Origin of the sequence: Lysobacter sp. yr284 (assembly GCF_900107375.1) — a bacterium.
Classification (GTDB): domain Bacteria; phylum Pseudomonadota; class Gammaproteobacteria; order Xanthomonadales; family Xanthomonadaceae; genus Lysobacter.
This window is the reverse complement of the sequence record NZ_FNPT01000001.1, coordinates 238,625-256,010: the sequence shown is the minus strand read 5'-3', so window position 1 is coordinate 256,010 and position 17,386 is coordinate 238,625. Positions and strand designations below refer to the sequence as shown.

At 69.2% G+C, this 17,386-nt stretch carries 11 protein-coding genes and 1 pseudogene; 11 read left to right on the top strand and 1 reads right to left on the bottom strand.

The annotated features are described in order from the left end of the window. Positions 1-26: 26 nt before the first annotated feature. Positions 27-980: a segregation and condensation protein A gene (locus BLV01_RS00895; RefSeq protein WP_091793226.1), complete on the bottom strand. Its 954-nt coding sequence runs from the start codon at positions 978-980 to the stop codon at positions 27-29. 654 nt (positions 981-1,634) lie between these two features. On the opposite strand from BLV01_RS00895, the gene BLV01_RS25080 reads away from it, so the two are divergent. From BLV01_RS25080 to BLV01_RS00840, 11 genes and pseudogenes are all read left to right on the top strand, one after another. Continuing rightward, positions 1,635-2,156, top strand: a complete 522-nt coding sequence (locus tag BLV01_RS25080) for a hypothetical protein (protein ID WP_175485721.1) — start codon at positions 1,635-1,637, stop codon at positions 2,154-2,156. Positions 2,157-2,239: 83 nt separating this feature from the next. After that, complete coding sequence (locus BLV01_RS00885; RefSeq protein ID WP_091793223.1) at positions 2,240-3,586, top strand: peptidoglycan-binding domain-containing protein; 1,347 nt, start codon at positions 2,240-2,242, stop codon at positions 3,584-3,586. A 221-nt stretch (positions 3,587-3,807) separates the two neighbouring features. Beyond that, positions 3,808-4,107, top strand: a complete 300-nt coding sequence (locus BLV01_RS00880; protein ID WP_091793221.1) for a YciI family protein — start codon at positions 3,808-3,810, stop codon at positions 4,105-4,107. A 2-nt stretch (positions 4,108-4,109) separates the two neighbouring features. Then, a complete protein-coding gene (locus BLV01_RS00875) occupies positions 4,110-4,385 on the top strand; it encodes a BolA family protein (RefSeq protein WP_091794569.1) in 276 nt (91 codons plus the stop codon). A gap of 229 nt (positions 4,386-4,614) precedes the next feature. After that, positions 4,615-5,556: pseudogene (locus tag BLV01_RS00870) on the top strand (LacI family DNA-binding transcriptional regulator); the annotation flags it as partial. Positions 5,557-5,901: 345 nt separating this feature from the next. Beyond that, on the top strand, positions 5,902-8,904 hold the full coding sequence (locus tag BLV01_RS00865) for a TonB-dependent receptor (protein ID WP_254782467.1): 3,003 nt from the start codon (positions 5,902-5,904) through the stop codon (positions 8,902-8,904). 97 nt (positions 8,905-9,001) lie between these two features. Next, positions 9,002-10,660 (top strand): glucoamylase family protein, encoded by a 1,659-nt coding sequence (locus BLV01_RS00860; RefSeq protein WP_091793215.1) that lies wholly within the window; start codon positions 9,002-9,004, stop codon positions 10,658-10,660. 4 nt (positions 10,661-10,664) lie between these two features. Beyond that, on the top strand, positions 10,665-12,101 hold the full coding sequence (locus tag BLV01_RS00855) for a sugar ABC transporter substrate-binding protein (RefSeq protein WP_254782466.1): 1,437 nt from the start codon (positions 10,665-10,667) through the stop codon (positions 12,099-12,101). Next, entirely contained in the window at positions 12,098-12,976 is an 879-nt protein-coding gene (locus BLV01_RS00850; protein WP_091793213.1) for a carbohydrate ABC transporter permease, read from the top strand. The genes BLV01_RS00855 and BLV01_RS00850 overlap by 4 nt, the downstream gene beginning before the upstream one ends. Further along, a complete protein-coding gene (locus tag BLV01_RS00845; protein WP_091793211.1) occupies positions 12,973-13,809 on the top strand; it encodes a carbohydrate ABC transporter permease in 837 nt (278 codons plus the stop codon). Before BLV01_RS00850 ends, BLV01_RS00845 begins: the two co-directional genes overlap by 4 nt. A gap of 246 nt (positions 13,810-14,055) precedes the next feature. After that, on the top strand, positions 14,056-17,211 hold the full coding sequence (locus tag BLV01_RS00840) for a discoidin domain-containing protein (protein WP_091794565.1): 3,156 nt from the start codon (positions 14,056-14,058) through the stop codon (positions 17,209-17,211). Positions 17,212-17,386: the final 175 nt, after the last annotated feature.

Here is a 17,386-nt window from a genome sequence, read left to right as displayed (position 1 = left end):
CGGCGCGGACGGGCCGGCGCGCCGGTTCACGCCCGGTCTTCGTCGTTGGCGGCCGAGTCGAACTCGCTGCTGAGCTCGATCTCGTCCGGGTCCTTCATCAGCGCCAGCGACTTGGCGTAGATCGGCGCCAGCGGGGCGTCCTGGACGATCTCGACCAGCTGCTCCTTGGCCAGGGTCAGCAGGCCGAGGAAGGTCACCACCGCGCCGAGCCGGCCTTCCTCGACCGTGAACAGCGATTCGAAACGGTAGAACGCGCCGTCGGACATGCGCGCGAGCAGTTCGCCCATGCGCTGGCGCACGCTCAGCGCGTCGCGCTTGATCGCGTGCTGGGTGTACAGCTCGGCGCGCTTGAACACGTCGTGCAGGGCCAGCAGCAACTCCTTCAGCTCCACCGGCGGCGGCAGCCGCACCGCGGCGCGGTCGGGGACGAAGGCCTGCACCGGCGCGGTGTCGCGGTCCTGGCGGGGCAGGGCGTCGATGTCCTCGGCCGCCTTCTTGTAACGCTCGTACTCCTGCAGCCGGCGGACCAGCTCGGCGCGCGGGTCCTCTTCCTCGCCTTCCTCGTTGACCGCGCGCGGCAGCAGCATGCGCGACTTGATCTCGGCCAGCATCGCGGCCATGACCAGGTAGTCGGCGGCCAGCTCGAAGCGCATCTCGTGCATGGCCTGGATGTACTCGACGTACTGGCGGGTGATGTCCGCCACCGGGATGTCGAGGATGTCCAGGTTCTGCCGGCGGATCAGGTACAGCAGCAGGTCCAGCGGGCCTTCGAACGCTTCCAGGATGACTTCCAGCGCGTCCGGCGGGATGTACAGGTCCTGCGGGATCTGCAGCACCGGCTGGCCGTGCACCACCGCCAGCGGCATCTCCTGCTGCTGCGGCGCGCTCGGGCCTGGCACCTGGCCTGGTTTGGGCCCGGCGACGGATTCGGCGGTGGAGTCCGCAGCGGATTCGTCGGCGGACGCGGCTTGGTTGGTCATCGGAAACCGGCCCCTCCGGGCCGTGGGCACAGCTTGTTGCGACGATGCGCGCGGCACGGGGCTGCGCCGGGACCGACGCCGGGCTGCGGGGAAGACCCCTGCGGCCGGACGAAACGTCCCTACGGGTGCTACGGACCACTCAAAAAGGTGTGCGCTGCTGGCCCGAACAAGTCCGGCCTGCGCGCCGGTCGGAACCAGGCGGGCGGGGGCTGAGGAGGCTTGCGGGCGCGGGCCGGAGGACTGCGGCGATGCACGCGTACCGGCGCACCGGAGGTGCGGGGGAGTACGAGGGCGAACGTGGCGACGGGCGTGGGGTTCCGGTCGCGACGGGGTTTGCTGCATCCGGCCTGACGGCAATCGGGGTTTAGGGTAAGGGCTGGGGGCGATGGTGTCCAGCGCCGGCATGAACGGCGCGCCGCCGGGCGCGGGCGGCGGCGGCCCGGCCGGCGGCGGCCGCGGCGCGCGTTCTAGTGCAAATGATCGACGCGACCGCGCCAAGCTGATCCGGTAAAGGTGCGCGGCGGGCAGGTGGTTTATGCTTCGCATGCGCCAGCCGTTGGGGGACGGCCCGCGGCTAGACTGGCGCCATCGCGCGCGTATCGCGCAGTTTTGGGGAATCACAGGATGAACTCAGCAAGGATCGCGGCCCTCGCCTTGGCCGTGGCATTGGCCGCATGCAGCAAGCCGGCGCCCGCGCCGGAACCGTCCGCGCCCGCGGCTGCGGCCGTTGCCGCGCCTGCGCCCGCCGCCAGCCCCGTCGCCGCGCGTCCGGCCCTGCCCGAAGGCGCCTGCGCCAAGACCGAGGACGGCTTCGCCAGCTTCCTGGAGGCCTTCATCGGCGAGCCGGACAAGCGCGCCGCGTACACCTCGCCGGGCTTCGCGCTACGCGACATCAAGGCCCCGGACCAGCCGATCACGCACCAGACCGGGCCGACCGAGCCGTTCCGGATCGCCCTGGTCGACTACCAGTGGTCCTATTTCGAGCCCGGCAAGCCCGACGGCGAGCTGGCCCGGATCAAGCTCGACCGCAAGCTCGAAGGCGACCGCATGCGCCTGGATTTCGTCAAGGCCGAGTTCTCGCCCGACGATGAAGTGGTCAAGACCTTGGGTCCGCCCGAGGCGTACGTGTTCCAACACCAACAAGGGTGCTGGCAGCTGACCCTGCAGCTGCGCTGACCAGCGCGCCCGCGACACCGACGCGGGTCCGGCCCCATCACCCTGCGCGCGAGCGCAACGAAACATCGACATGGAGAAGTGCGATGCCCAATTACAAGATCGTCGAATCGGTCGGCAGCAAGGTCCAGAACGTCCACGACTTCGAAGACCTCGACCGTCACCACCCCAGCCGCGGCAATGAGAAGGGCCGCGTCTACGGCACGGTCAACGGCGAGCGCGAGGAGCTGCTCGGCAACTACAACGGACGCGCCACCGTCACCCGCGACGGCGACCACTTCGTGTCCAAGGACTTCGTCCTGCAGGCCGGCGGCTCGGCCTCGGTCAAGGTGCCGGCGGTGGCCAACGGCTACATCGGCAAGATCGACCCGGCCAACGGCATCGTCCAGATCTACGACAAGCCGGGCAACGACCCCAGCCGCGAGATGATCGCCCAGTACCGCCACCTGGACCTGCGCAACACCAACCTGCGCGAAGGCCAGAAGATCGAGTACGGCGAGTCGGTCGGCATCCAGGGCGGCTTCAACAAGGGCAATCCCAGCGCCTTCGGCAAGCACGTCCACATCGACATCAACACCGGCTACCTGCCGCAGATGGACCGCTACATCCGCGACATGGACCGCGGCGCCATCACCACCGACAAGCACCCGCCGCACTCGGAGAACCTGACCGGCAAGGCCCAGGTCAGCGACGTGTCCGGCAAGGGCAGCCTCGTCCACAACCCCGGCACCAGCGCGGGCACCGCCCACAACCACGCGCACAAGCCCGGCGACAAGCACGACGCGCCGGCGATGGCCGACGGCGTGCTGCGCAAGGACGAGCATGGCCCGGAAGTGAAGGCGATGCAGGAGCGGCTCAACGCGCTGGGCTACCGCGACGCCGAGGGCAAGGCGCTGGTCGCCGACGGCAAGTTCGGCGACCGCACCAAGCACGCGGTGGAGCAGTTCCAGAAAGAGCACCCGGGCCTGACCGTGGACGGCATCGCCGGCCCCAACACCCTGCGCGAGCTCAAGACCGCGCAGCCGCGCCACGACGCCAACGCCGGCCCGCTGCTGTCGGACCCGGCCCACCGCGACAACGCCATGTACCAGCAGGCGGTGACCGGGCTGGAGAAGCTCGGCGGCTTCAAGAACCACCAAGAGATCGAGCGCGCCGCGGCCACGCTGACCTACGACGCGCGCATCAGCGGCCTGACCGAGATCAACCACGTCACCCGCAATGCCAACGGCACCGGCCTGTTCGCGGTGCAGGGCGAGCTCAACGATCCCAGCCACAAGCGCGCCTACGTCGACGCCAACCAGGCGGTCAACCAGAGCGTGGAGCAGTCGACCCAGCGCCTGCAGCAGGACGTGCCGCAGTCGGCCAAGCAGCAGGAGCAGAGCCAGCAGCAGGAGCAGCAGCGCAACCAGCAGGCTCCGGCCAAGGTCGCCTGATCGCCTGATCGCCGCGGCGGTTCGCGCCACGACAGCCCGCATCTTCGGATGCGGGCTGTTTCGTTTTACGGTGGTGCGGACTGTCCTTTGGATTTGCGGCGTCTCGCGATGAAGCCCCGTCGTGCGTGGCGCGGCCCATGCCGCCGCGTCGCGCAACGCCGCCGCGGCGCGGGCGGCGGCTACAATGCGCGCTCTCCCACGCCGCTGTGCCGAGGTTCGCCATGTGGTATCTGATCGAAGGTTACGACGTCGCCGATGCGCTGCCCAAGCGCGGTCCGGCGCGGCCCGCGCACCTGCAGCGCCTGCACGAGCTGCGCGACCAGGGCCGCCTGCTGCTGGCGGGGCCGTGCCCGGCGATCGACGCCGAGGACCCGGGTCCGGCCGGTTTCAGCGGCAGCGTGATCGTGGCCGAGTTCGAGTCACTGGAGGCCGCGCGCGCGTGGGCCGACGCGGATCCCTATGTCGAGGCCGGCGTGTATGCGCGGGTCGAGGTGCGCCCGTTCCGCAAGGTGCTGCCGTGAGCCTGCCGCGCGAGCAGCGGGCCGCGGCGATCCGCGCCGCGATCGAGGCGGCGCTGGCGCCGACCGCGCTGGAGATCGAAGACGAGAGCCACCGCCACGCCGGCCACGCCGGTGCGAAGGACGGGCGCGGCCATTTCCGCGTCGCCGTGGTCAGCGCCGCGTTCGCCGGCCTGGCGCCGATCGCGCGCCATCGCGCGGTGTATGCGGCGGTGGGCGAGTTGATGACCACCGACATCCATGCGCTGGCGATCAGCGCCAGGACGCCGGAAGAAGCCTGAGGCTACGGCGAAGACCAGCAAGCAGCGCGATGCAGCGGACGGTTCTGGCTCGCCGCTCACTCCGGTGCGTTGGTTGATGCCTTCGATCGCGCTGCGCTGCAGCATCGATTCGCCGCGGATTCGGCCGTTTTCGGGCCGCTAGCCGGTTTTCATAACAAGCGCTTTACACTCGTTCCTGAAAACGTTTACAGTCGTCGCAGTTTCCAACCGCGAGGAGCGGTCGAGGACTGTGGTGAGCGTGACGATCAAAGATGTCGCCCGCGCGGCCCAAGTGTCGGTGGCGACAGTATCGCGGACCTTGAACGGCCATGGCAACGTCGCCGAGGACGTACGCCGGCGCGTGTTGGCCGTGGCCAACGACCTGCGCTACACGCCGCATGCGGCGGCGCGCAGCCTCAGCAGCCGCCGCACCCAGACCCTGGGCGTGGTCCTGCCGGACCTGCACGGCGAGTTCTTCTCCGAACTGGTGCGCGGCGTCGACCAGGTCGCGCGCGAGCATCGCCTGCACCTGCTGGTGTCCAGCTACCACGGCCAGCCCGAGGAACAGGTCTCGGCGCTGCGGGCGATGCGCGGCCGCGTCGACGGCCTGCTGGTGATGTCGCCGTATGCCGCCGCGCAGGCGTCGATCGCCGAGGAGCTCGCCGCGACCCTGCCGACGGTGCTGATCAACGCCAAGGACGTCAGCGCCGACACGCCTTCGCTCAACGTCGACAACTACGGCGGCGCCCAGGCGATGGTCGAGTACCTGGTCGGCGCGGGCCATCGCCGCATCGCCTTCATCGCCGGGCCCGAGGACAACTTCGACGCCAACGAGCGCCTGCGCGGCTACCGCGAAGCGCTGGCGCGGCTGCTGCCGGACGCGCGCGAGTGGGTGCTGCCGGGCCGCTTCGACGAAGCCTCCGGCCACGCCGCCGGCAGCGCGCTGCTGGCCGCGCACGAACGTCCCGACGCGGTGTTCGCCGCCAACGACATGATGGCGCTGGGCTGCCTGTTCGGGCTGGTCCACGGCGGCCTGCGGGTGCCCGGCGACATCGCCGTGACCGGCTTCGACGACATCCCGCTGGCGCGCTACGTGCACCCGGCGCTAACGACCATGCGGGTCAATATCGCCGAGTTGGGCGCGCGCGCGGCGCGGATGCTGCTGGCCCGGCTCAATCCCGAACCGGCCGCCGCGGAGGCGTCCGGCGTCCATTCCCACCCGGCCGCAGCGGCTCGGGCAGACGACCAGGCAGCGGACAGGAACCCGCCGAACGACAACGATTCCAACCCGGAAAAACCGCGGCAAAGCGAGCCGCTGCGGCCTGAATTGATCGTGCGCGAATCGGGACTTCGCCGGGGGGGCGGCGCCTGATTCGGGCGAAAAAAATTTGGCCGCGCGTGTAAGCGATTACAACGAATGCCGTTTCGTCAACGCTGCACAGCAGTCACGTGCTCCTTGGAGGGAGGAACGCAGATGAACCACGACAACGACAAGCAAGGCCGACATCCACGGTCGAGATCCGACCGGCCCCGACGCGTGCGGACCGCGCTTGCTCCATCCCGATTCGTCCCCGGCCGCAGCCTGCTCGCCTGCGCGCTCGCCACGTGCCTGGCGATGGCCGCGCCGGCGGCGTTGGCGCAAAGCACCGCCGCGACCATCCGCGGCGTGATCAGCGGCAACGCCGGCCCGTCGGCCAACGCCAGCGTGACCGCGACCAACCTGGCCAGCGGCCTGGTGCGCAAGGTCCAGACCGGCAGCGACGGCAACTACGCCCTGGCCGGCCTGCCGCCGGGCAACTACCGCATCGACGTCAACGCCGACGGCCAGACCAACACCCGCAACGTCACCGTCGCCGTCGGCCAGTCGGCGACCTTGAACCTGTCCACCGGCGGCGTCGCCGAGACCGCGCCGGCGGGCGAGGCGACCGACCTGGACAAGGTCACGGTGACCTCGACCGCGCTGGTCGAGAACAAGACCTCGGAAATCGCCACCTACGTCAGCAGCAAGCAGATCGCCGCGCTGCCGCAGGGCTCGCGCAACTTCCTCGCCTTCGCCGACATCGTGCCGGGCGTGCAGTTCACCACCGGCACCGAAGGCTCGACCAAGCTGCGCAGCGGCGCCCAGCTCAGCAACGGCATCAACGTCTACGTCGACGGCGTCGGCCAGAAGGACTACGTGCTCAAGGGCGGCATCACCGGGCAGGATTCCAGCCGCGGCAATCCGTTCCCGCAGTTGGGCATCGCCGAGTACAAGGTGATCACCTCCAACTACAAGGCCGAGTACGACCAGCTCAGCAGCGCCGCGATCACCGCGGTGACCAAGTCCGGCGGCAACGATTTCCACGGCAGCTTCTTCTGGGACTACACCTCCGACCAGTGGGCGTCGAAGACCCCGCGCGAGGAAAAGGGCGAGGTGCCCAAGGCGCAGCAGAAGGAAGAGCAGTACGGCGCGTCCTTCAGCGGCCCGCTGATCCAGGACAAGATGCATTTCTTCGTGACCTACGAGGCCAAGGAGTACAGCTCGCCGCGCACCATCATCCCCGGCCGCAACTTCCGCATCGACCAGTTGCCGGCGCAGTTCCAGGAGATGACCCGGCAGTCGCCGAGCGCGCCGTTCAAGGAAGACCTGTACTTCGGCAAGATCGACTGGACTCCGGGCGACAACCACCTGATCGAGTTCACCGCCAAGTACCGCAAGGAAGACGAGCTGACCGGCATCGGCGGCGCGCGCCTGCCCGAGTACGGCACGCTCAAGGCCGGCGAGGAGACCCGCCTGGACCTGCGCTACCAGTACAGCGCGGAGAACTGGCTCAACGACGCCCACCTCACCTACGAGGACGTCAGCTTCGGCCCGCGCCCGGCCAACGTGGCCAACGGCTTCCAGCTGCGCGTGCCCAAGCAGGGCCAGGAGGGGCGCGACCACCCCGACATGGAAGAGGTGCTGTTCTTCGGCGGCGGCGGCGACTTCCAGGACAAGGGCCAGAAGGGCTACGGGCTGCAGAACGACTTCACCTGGAGCGGTTGGGCCGGGCATACGGTCAAGGCCGGCTTCAAGTACAAGGTCGTCGACATCAACGCGATGGAGAAGCAGCCGTACTCGCCGCAGTTCCGCTACGACATCCGCGACTTCGCCACGCCCTACGAGGTGGTGTTCTCCGGCACCGCCGGCGATTTCCCGCCGGAAGTGAAGTCGCGCAACAAGCAGTTCGGCATCTACCTGCAGGACGACTGGGAGGTCAACGAGCACCTGACCTTGAACCTGGGCCTGCGCTGGGACTACGAACAGACCCCGAGCTACGAGGACTACCGCACCCCGGCCAACCTGGTCGCGGCGCTGCGCGGCTGGGCGAACATCAACAACGCCAACGTCGATTACGACTACAACGACTACATCGGCACCGGCAGCAACCGCAAGGCGTTCAAGGACGGCTGGCAGCCGCGGCTGGGCTTCTCCTACGATTTGAACGGCGACGAGCGCCACGTGATCTTCGGCGGCGCCGGGCGCTCCTACAACCGCAACCAGTTCGACTACCTGTCCTACGAACGCTATCGCCTGGCGTTCCAGCAGGTCACCTACCAGTTCAACTCGCCCAACCACACCTGCACGATCACCCCGAACGGCAACTGCTTCAATTTCGATCCGAGCTTCTACGATCCCGAAACTCTGGCCGCGCTGGCGCGGCAGCGGCCGAACGCGGGCTCGGAGGTGTTCTTGCTCAACAACGACCTCAAGACGCCGTATTCGGACCAGTTCAGCCTGGGCATGCGCAACGCGTTCGAGCTGTTCGGCCAGGAGTGGAACTCCTCGGCGACGGCGGTCTACGTGCACAGCAAGGACGGCATCTTGTTCTCGCTCGGCAACCGCCGCCCCGACGGCACGTTCTTCCCGCCGGGGGTGAGCTTCGGCAGCGCGCCGTTCGGCGAAACCCTGCCGGGCTTCGGCAAGTTCTTCCTCGGCAACAACGCGGTGGAGACCAAGACCAAGCAGTTGCTGCTGTCGCTGGAGAAACCCTTCACCCAGGAGTCGGGCTGGGGCGTGAGCTTCGCTTACACCTTCACCGACGCCAAGGAGAACCGCAACAACTCCGACATCTTCACGTTCGACTATCCGAACCTGGACCGCGTCGGCTTCACCCGCGCGCTGGGCATCTCCAGGCACCGTTTCGTGGCTACCGGCATCATGGACTTCTACGGCATGACCCTGTCGGGCAAGCTGACTTTGGCCAGCCCGGAAGCGGAGGAATCGACGAACTGCGTCGTGTACGGCTCGAACGCCTGCTTCTTCGATCCGTACACGCCGGACGATACGATCGGCTTCAAGCAGTTCGACCTGGCGCTGCAGAAGGAGTGGGACACCGGCGCGGGCTTCAAGCTGTGGGCGCGCGGCGATGTGCTCAACGTGTTCAACTGGCGCAACTACATCGACTACGACACCTATCGCGGCGTGGTCGGTGCGCCCAATCCCACGCTGGGCGAGCGGCGCGACAATATCTCGTTGCCGACCCGCATGTTCAAGCTGTCGATGGGCTTCAACTGGTAAGCGCCGCGCCGGCCGCCCGGACCCGGGCGGCCGGCCGCGCAGGACGCGACGAGGTTCGCGACGACGTTTCCACCAAGACACAGGGGTCTTCGGTTTCATGCAACTGGCGAAAACGACAACGCGCGCCGTTTCCTTCACGCTCCTGGGCACGTTGCTGCTCGCATTGTCCGCTTGCAAGAAGCCCGAGACGGAATCGCAGACCCAGCCCATCGTCAGCCCCGGGCCGGTCGTGGTCGAACCGCTCAAGCAGGAGCGGCTGGAGCTGCCGCCGCTGTTCCGCGATATCGAGAAGCGCACGTTCCAGTTCTTCTGGGACACCAGCAACGAGCGCAACGGCCTGACGCCCGACCGCTATCCTTCGCGCCCGTTCGCCTCGATCGCCTCGGTCGGCTTCGCCCTGACCGCCTATCCGATCGGGATCGAGCGCGGCTGGGTCAGCCGCACCCAGGCGGTCGACCGCACCCTGACCACGCTGAAGTTCCTGCGCGACCTGCCGGCCGGGCCGCAGGCCAGCGGCAAGGGCAGCTACAAGGGGTTCTACTACCACTTCCTCGACATGCAGAAGGGCGAGCGCTACGACAGCTGGGTCGAGCTGTCGAGCGTGGACACCGGCCTGTTGATGATGGGCGTGCTGTTCGCGCAGTCGTACTACGACCGCGACGACGCGCGCGAGAAGGAAATTCGCGACATCGCCGACACCCTGTACAAGCGGGTCGACTGGCAGTGGCTGCAGCAGAACAAGCCGCTGATCTCGATGGGCTGGTTCCCCGAGTCGGGTTTCATCAAGCACGACTGGATGGGCTACAACGAGGCCATGCTGCTGTACGTGCTGGCGCTGGGTTCGCCGACCCATCCGGTCGAGCCGGAAGCCTGGACGGTGTGGACGCGCACCTACAACGACGTCTGGGGCGTGTACCAGGGCGAGGAGTTCCTGGCCTTCGGCCCGCTGTTCGGCCACCAGTACAGCCATGTCTGGATCGACTTCCGCGGCATCCAGGACGACTACATGCGCGAGCGCGGCATCGATTACTTCGAGAACAGCCGCCGCGCCGCCTACGCCCAGCGCGCCTACGCCATCGCCAACCCGATGAAGTGGAAGGACTACGGCCCCGAGCTGTGGGGCCTGACCGCCAGCGACGGGCCGCAGCAGACCTTGCAGGAATACCGCGGCGAACAGCGCCAGTTCCGCCATTACTCGGCGCGCGGCGCCGGCCTGCGCGAGAACTTCGACGACGGCACCATCGCCCCGACCGCGGCGATCGCCTCGCTGCCGTTCGCGCCGGAGATCGTGATCCCGACCACGCTGTCGATGCACGAGCGCTATGGCGAGTACATCTATTCCAGCTACGGCTTCCTGGATTCGTTCAACCCCAGCTTCAACTACGACATCCCGCTCAAGACCGGGCGGCTGGTGCCGAACCAGGGCTGGGTGTCGAGCGACTACATCGGCATCGACCAGGGGCCGATCCTGGCGATGATCGGCAACTACCGCAACGAGTTCGTCTGGAACGTGATGAAGCGCAACGCCTACATCCGCACCGGCCTGGAACGCGCGGGCTTCAAGGGCGGCTGGCTGGCGCCGGCGCAAGCCAAGGACAAGGGCCAGGACGCGGGCAAGGACAAGCCGGCCGAGCCGGCCCGGCCGGCGGCCAAGCCGGACGGCCCGATGGACCCGGCCACCGCGCGCGCGCTCGGCGAAGCGGAGTCGCGCGCGGGACGTACGCCGCCGAAGCCGGCGTCGAAGCAGCCGGATTGACGGCGTGGGCCTGAGCGCGCGCGCGCAGCGAGCCAGCGCAGCGGAGCGGGCGGCGGATGCGGCCCGTGGCGACGGTCGCGCGCGGGCGGCGGCGTTCGCCGGCGCCCGATGGGGCACCCGATGGTTTCGACGCGTCGTCTCCTGGCTGCTGCTGGCCCCGCTCGTCGCGGCGCTGGGCAGTTGCTCGGGCGGCGGCGACGGCCGCACCGTGGTGAAGTTCTGGGCGATGGGCTTCGAGGGCGAGATGGTCGCGCGCCTGATCCCCGAGTTCGAACGCCGCCACCCCGACATCCGCGTGCAGGTGCAGCAACTGCCGATCACCTCCGCGCACGAGAAGCTGCTGACCGCGTTCGCCGGCGACTCGCTGCCGGACGTGTGCGCGATCGGCAATACCTGGGTCTCCGAGTTCGCCCTGCTCGACGCGCTGGAACCGCTGGACCGGCGCATCGCGGCGACGCCGGGACTGCGCGCGCAGGACTATTTCGCCGGCGCCTGGGACACCGGCGTCATCGACGGGCGGGCCTATGCGGTGCCGTGGTACGTGGAGACGCGGCTGCCGTACTACCGCCGCGACCTGCTGGAAAACGCCGGCATCGCCCGGCCGCCGCAGACCTGGGACGAATGGAAGACGGCGATGGCGGCGATCAAGCGCGAGGTCGGCCCCGACCGCTATGCCGCGCTGTTCCCGCTCAACGAGCCCGAGCCGCTGCTGAACCTGGGCATCCAGGCCGACGAGCCGCTGCTGCGCGACGGCGGCCGCTACGGCAATTTCCGCAGCCCGGGGTTCAAGCGCGCGCTGGCGTTCTATCGCGAAGTGTTCGAGCGCAAGTGGGCGCCGCTGGCCAGCAACACCCAGATCGCCAACGTCTGGAACGAGTTCGGCCGCGGCTATTTCAGCTTCTACGTCAACGGCCCCTGGAACATCGCCGAGTTCAAGCGGCGGCTGCCGGCGGACCTGCAGGACAAGTGGATGACCATGCCGCTGCCGGGCGAGCGCGGGCCCGGCGCGTCGGTGGCCGGCGGCGCCAGCTTCGTGCTGTTCCGCGGCTCCCGGCGCCAGGACGCGGCCTGGAAGCTGATCGCCTACCTGTCCGAACCCGGCACCCAGATGCGCTTCCACGGCCTGACCGGCAACCTGCCGCCGCGGCGCGAATCGTGGAACGCGCCGGCGCTGGTCGGCGACCGGTATGCGCGCGCCTTCCGCGACCAGCTCGAACGCGCGCGGCCAGCGCCGAAGGTGCCGGAGTGGGAGCGCATCGCGATGGAGATCAAGCTGGTCGGCGAACAACTCGCCAACGGCCGGTTGACGGTGGACCAGGCCGCCGAGGAACTCGACCGCCGCGCCGACCGCATCTTGGAGAAGCGGCGCTGGATGCTCGACCAGGCCGACAAGCGCGCCGCCAAGCCCGCACCGGCGGCCGCGGCCGGGGAGGGCGCATGAGACCGTCCACCGCCGGCTGGGTGTTCGCCGCGCCCGCGCTGGGCGTGATCGGCCTGTTCTTCGGCCTGCCGGTGCTGGCGGCGCTGGCGCTGAGCCTGACCGACTTCGACATCTACTCGCTGGCGCACATCGAGAACCTGCGCTTCGTCGCCCTCGACAACTACCTGGGCCTGCTGCGCAATCCGCTGTTCTGGAAGGCGCTGGGCAACACCTTGTACTTCGTCGCCGTCGGCGTGCCGCTGTCGATCGCGGTGTCGCTGGGCGCGGCGCTGCTGCTGAACTCCAAGCTCGGCGTGTTCAAGCCGTTCTTCCGCACCGCCTTCTTCGCCCCGGTGGTGACCACGGTGGTGGCGGTGGCGGTGATCTGGCGCTACCTGCTGCACACGCGCTACGGGCTGATCAACTGGGGCCTGTCGGCGGTCGGCATCGATCCGGTCGACTGGCTCGGCGATCCGCGCTGGGCGATGCCGAGCATCATCGTGTTCGCGGTGTGGAAGAACTTCGGCTACAACATGATCATTTTCCTGGCCGGGCTGCAGGCGATCCCCGAGGACCTGTACGAAGCCGCGCGCATCGACGGCGCCAGCGCCACGCGCCAGTTCCGCCACATCACCCTGCCGATCCTGGGGCCGGTGCTGCTGATGGTGAGCATCCTGACCCTGGCCGGCTATTTCCAGCTGTTCGCCGAACCCTATGTCATGACCCAGGGCGGCCCGCTGCAGAGCACGGTCAGCGTGCTGTACCTGATGTACGAGGAAGGCTTCAAGTGGTGGAACCTGGGCAACGCCTCGGCGGTGGCGTTCCTGCTGTTCGTGCTGATGACCGCCAGCACCAGCGCGTTGATGTGGCTGGCGCGGCGCAAGGGGGTCGAATGAACCGCGACGGCATGCCGGCCTGGCTGGCGCGCGCGATCGTCAACGGCCTGCTGCTCGGCCTGGCGGCGCTGAGCCTGGCGCCGCTGCTGTGGATGCTGGCGGTGTCGCTGATGCAGCCCGGCGAGGCCGCGGCGTTCCCGCCGCCGCTGTGGCCGGCCTCGCCGACCCTGCACAACTACAGCGAGCTGTTCTCGCGCATGGGCATGGGCCGCTACCTGCTCAACAGCTTCCTGGTCTCGACCCTGGTGACGGTGATCGCGGTGTTGCTCAACACCCTGGCCGGCTACGCCTTCGCCAAGCTCGACTTCGCCGGGCGCGAGACCGTGTTCCGGCTGCTGCTGGCGGCGCTGGTGATCCCGGCGCAGGTGTCGATGATGCCGCTGTTCCTGATGCTCAAGCAGATGGGCCTGATCAACACCTACGCCGGCGCGGTGGTGCCGGGCATGGCCGGCATCTTCGGCATCTTCCTGGTGCGCCAGTACGCGCGCTCGATCCCCGACGAACTGCTGGAAGCCCCGCGCATCGACGGCGCCGGCGAACTGCGGATCTTCTTCCAGATCGTGCTGCCGGCGTTGCGGCCGATCCTGGTGACCCTGGCGATCTTCAGCTTCCTCGGCGCCTGGAACGATTTCATGTGGCCGCTGATCGTGCTCAGCGACGAACACCTGCAGACCCTGCCGGTGGCGCTGGCCTCGCTTTCGCGCGAGCACGTGCAGGACAACGAGATGATGATGGCCGGCTCGGTGGTGACCGTGGTGCCGGTGCTGTTGCTGTTCCTGGTGCTGCAGCGCTATTACCTGCAAGGGCTCTTGGTCGGCAGCGTCAAGGGCTGAGACCGCGTCGGGCGCTTGCCGGTGCCCGGGGCTGCGATAGTCGCGATGGATGGGCCGCGAGTGGCGGCGGAAGGAGTGCGAGCGATGGCGAAGTGGTTGTCCCCGACGTTGCGGTTTTCCCGGGCCGGCGTTGCGGCGAATGGGCGCGGGAAGGCGAGGGCGGTCGCGGCTTCGGCGGCGGGCTTGCTGCTGCTGGCCTGCGCGGCCGAAGCGGCATCGCCGGCGGCCTCCGCCGGCGCTGCGCACATGCTCGACGACTTCGAGTCCGCCGCGCCGTGGACGGTCGTGGTGTCCGACCAGGTCGCCGCCACGCTGCGCAAGACCGAAGGCGCCGACGGCGGCGCGCTGTGCCTGGACTACGACTTCAACGGCGTCTCCGGCTACGCCGGCCTGCAGCGCGAACTGCCGCTGGACTACCCCGACAACTATCAGTTCGCGTTCCAGTTGCGTGGCGACTCGCCGGCCAACGACCTGCAGTTCAAGCTGGTCGACGCCAGCGGCGACAACGTGTGGTGGGTCAACAAGCCGCGCTACGACTACCCCCGGCAATGGACGCCGGTGGTCTACAAGAAGCGGCATATCGCCCGCGCCTGGGGCCCGGATCCCGACCCGAGCCTGCGCCGCAGCGCCAAGCTCGAGTTCACCGTCTACAACAGCGCCGGCGGCAAGGGCTCGGTGTGTTTCGACTCGCTGAGCCTGCAGCCGCTGCCGGTCGATCCGGGCGGGCCCTACGCGGGCCGCGCCAGCGCCAATGCCGCGCTGCCCGGCGGCGCGGCCGGCGACGCGGTCGACGGCAAGCGCGACACCGCCTGGCGGGCGCGGCTCGATCCAGCCAAGCCGCCGCAGTTCACCTTCGACCTCGGCCGCTCGCGCGAGCTCGGCGGCGTGGTGCTGCGCTGGCTCGGCCAGGCCTACGCGTCGAGCTATCGGCTGGCCTTGTCCGACGACGGCCGGCAGTGGCGCGACGCCGCCGCGCTCGGCGATGGCGACGGCGGTGCGGACTACCTCGCGTTGCCCGAAGCGCAGGCGCGCTACCTGCGCCTGACCGCGCACGGCGGCCCTGGCGCCGACATCGCCCTGGCCGAGTTCGAGGTCAAGCCGCTCCAATTCGCCGCCACCCCCAACGATTTCGTCCGCGCCATCGCCGCCGAGGCGCCGCGCGGGCGCTTCCCGCGCGGTTTCAGCGGCGAGCAGCCGTACTGGACCTTGATCGGCGTCGACGGCGGCACCGACCAGGCGCTGATCGGCGAGGACGGCGCGGTCGAAGTGGGCAAGGGCGGCTTCAGCCTGGAGCCGTTCGTGGTCAGCGACGACGAGCTGGTCACCTGGGCCGACGTGCAGACCTCGCAGACGCTGCAGGACGGCTACCTGCCGATCCCGTCGGCGCACTGGCGGCATCCGCAGTTCAAGCTCGACATCACCGCCTTCGCCGACGACCGCCGCCACAGCGGCGGCGGCGCGCGCCTGATCGCGCGCTACCGGCTCAGCAACGACACCGATCGCGAGCGCAGCTACCAGTTCGTGCTCGCGTTGCGGCCGCTGCAGGTCAATCCGCCGACCCAGTTCCTCAGCCAGGTCGGCGGCGTCAGCCGCATCGGCAGCCTGACGACCGACACGCACGGCTTCAGCGTCGAAGGCGGCGAGGGGCGGGTGTCGGCGCGGCGGATCCAGGCCAGCGCGGCCGACGCCACGCTGGCGGCGAGCTTCGACCAGGGCGGCGTGGTCGAGTCGCTGGCCCGGGCCGACTGGCGCCGGCGCTGCGGCGACTGCAGCGCGCAGGCCGAGTTCCTGGGCCGCTTCGGCGGTTCGGTCTCGACCGGTATCGAAAACGACCGCAACGCGATGGCCTCCGGCGCGCTGGTCTATCGAGTGACGTTGGGGCCGGGGCAGTCGCGCGAGTTCGCCTGGAGCAGCGCGCTGATCGGCGAGGACGACGGCCGCTTCGTCGACCTGGCCGAAGCCGGCGAGCGCCAGAAGATCGTGGCGCAGCAGTGGCGCGACAAGCTCGACCGGGTCCGGCTGCGGGTGCCCGCGTCCGGCCAGCATCTGGTCGACACCCTGCGCACCGCGCTCGCGCACATGCTGATCAGCCGCACCGGCCCGCGCCTGCAGCCGGGCACGCGCTCCTACGCGCGCGCCTGGATCCGCGACGGCGCGATGATCAACGAAGGTTTGTTGCGGCTGGGCCGCGAGGACGTGGCCGAACAATTCCTGCGCTGGTACGCGCCGTACCAGTTCGCCAACGGCAAGGTGCCGTGCTGCGTCGACGACCGCGGCAGCGACCCGGTGCCGGAGAACGACAGCCACGGCGAGCTGATCTTCGCCATCGCCGAGCAGTACCGCTACGACCGCAACCGCGCCTTGCTCGCGCAGATGTGGCCGCACGTGGTCGGTGCGGTGCGCTACATGGACCAGTTGCGCGCGAGCGAGCGCACCGAGGCCAACCGCGCGCGCGATCCGGCGTTCTACGGGATGATGCCGGCCTCGATCAGCCACGAAGGCTATTCGGCCAAGCCGATGCATTCGTACTGGGACAATTTCTGGGCGCTGCGCGGCTACAAGGACGCGGTCGAGATCGCGAACTGGCTCGGCAAGGACGAGGACGCGCGCGCGTTCGCGGCCGCGCGCGACCAGTTCCGCGCCGACCTGTACGCCTCCATCGGCCACGCCGCGCGCCGCCACGGCATCGACTACATTCCCGGCGCCGCCGAACTCGGCGATTTCGACGCCACCTCGACCACCATCGCGCTGGCGCCCGGCGGCGAGCAGGGCCGGCTGCCGCAACCGCTGCTGGACAACACCTTCCAGCGCTACTGGAAGGAGTTCGTCGATCGCCGCGACGGCCGCCGCGAATGGAAGGACTACACCCCGTACGAACTGCGCACCGTCGGCAGCTTCGTGCGCCTGGGCTGGCGCGAGCGCGCGCACGAGGCGCTGGATTTCTTCTTCAAGGACCAGCAGCCGCGCGGCTGGAACCAGTGGGCCGAGGTGGTCTCGCGCACGCCGCGCAAGCCGTTCTTCGTCGGCGACCTGCCGCACGCCTGGGTCGAATCGGACTATGTGCGCTCGGTGCTGGAGATGTTCGCCTACACCCGCGACCTCGACCAATCGCTGGTGCTGGCCGCGGGCGTGCCGGCGGACTGGCTGCAAGGCGAGGGCGTGACGGTCGCGGGGCTGCGCACGCCGTACGGGGCGTTGGGCTATCGCCTGCGCCGCGCGGGTTCGCAGGTCGTGTTCGAACTGGATTCGGGCCTGCGTATGCCGCCCGGCGGGTTGGCGCTGAAGTGGCCGCTGGCGGCGAAGCCCGGACGCACGGTGGTGGGCGGCAAGACGCGCGAATGGAAGGACGGCGAGCTCAGGATCGAGCGGACGCCGGCGCGGGTGACGGTCGAGGTGGAGTGAGTCGCGAGGATCCGTGGGAGGGCCTTCAGGCCCGACACTTTCCGGCCGGATCGCCACGTCTTAGACAAAAGCGCCGGGGCTGAAGCCCCTCCCACAAGGCAGCGCGCAATCCTCGATGCCGTCGTTCCCGCGAAGGCGGCTATCCAGAGACTTCAGAGCGTTGTCGCGGCGAAGC

What these genes read in the sequence shown, in the direction of transcription:
- BLV01_RS00895 (WP_091793226.1), bottom strand. Translation starts at nt 980, where the DNA reads ATGACCAACCAAGCCGCGTCCGCCGACGAATCCGCTGCGGACTCCACC.
- BLV01_RS00885 (WP_091793223.1), top strand. Translation starts at nt 2,240, where the DNA reads ATGCCCAATTACAAGATCGTCGAATCGGTCGGCAGCAAGGTCCAGAAC.
- BLV01_RS00880 (WP_091793221.1), top strand. Translation starts at nt 3,808, where the DNA reads ATGTGGTATCTGATCGAAGGTTACGACGTCGCCGATGCGCTGCCCAAG.
- BLV01_RS00860 (WP_091793215.1), top strand. Translation starts at nt 9,002, where the DNA reads ATGCAACTGGCGAAAACGACAACGCGCGCCGTTTCCTTCACGCTCCTG.
- BLV01_RS00850 (WP_091793213.1), top strand. Translation starts at nt 12,098, where the DNA reads ATGAGACCGTCCACCGCCGGCTGGGTGTTCGCCGCGCCCGCGCTGGGC.
- BLV01_RS00845 (WP_091793211.1), top strand. Translation starts at nt 12,973, where the DNA reads ATGAACCGCGACGGCATGCCGGCCTGGCTGGCGCGCGCGATCGTCAAC.
- BLV01_RS00840 (WP_091794565.1), top strand. Translation starts at nt 14,056, where the DNA reads ATGCTCGACGACTTCGAGTCCGCCGCGCCGTGGACGGTCGTGGTGTCC.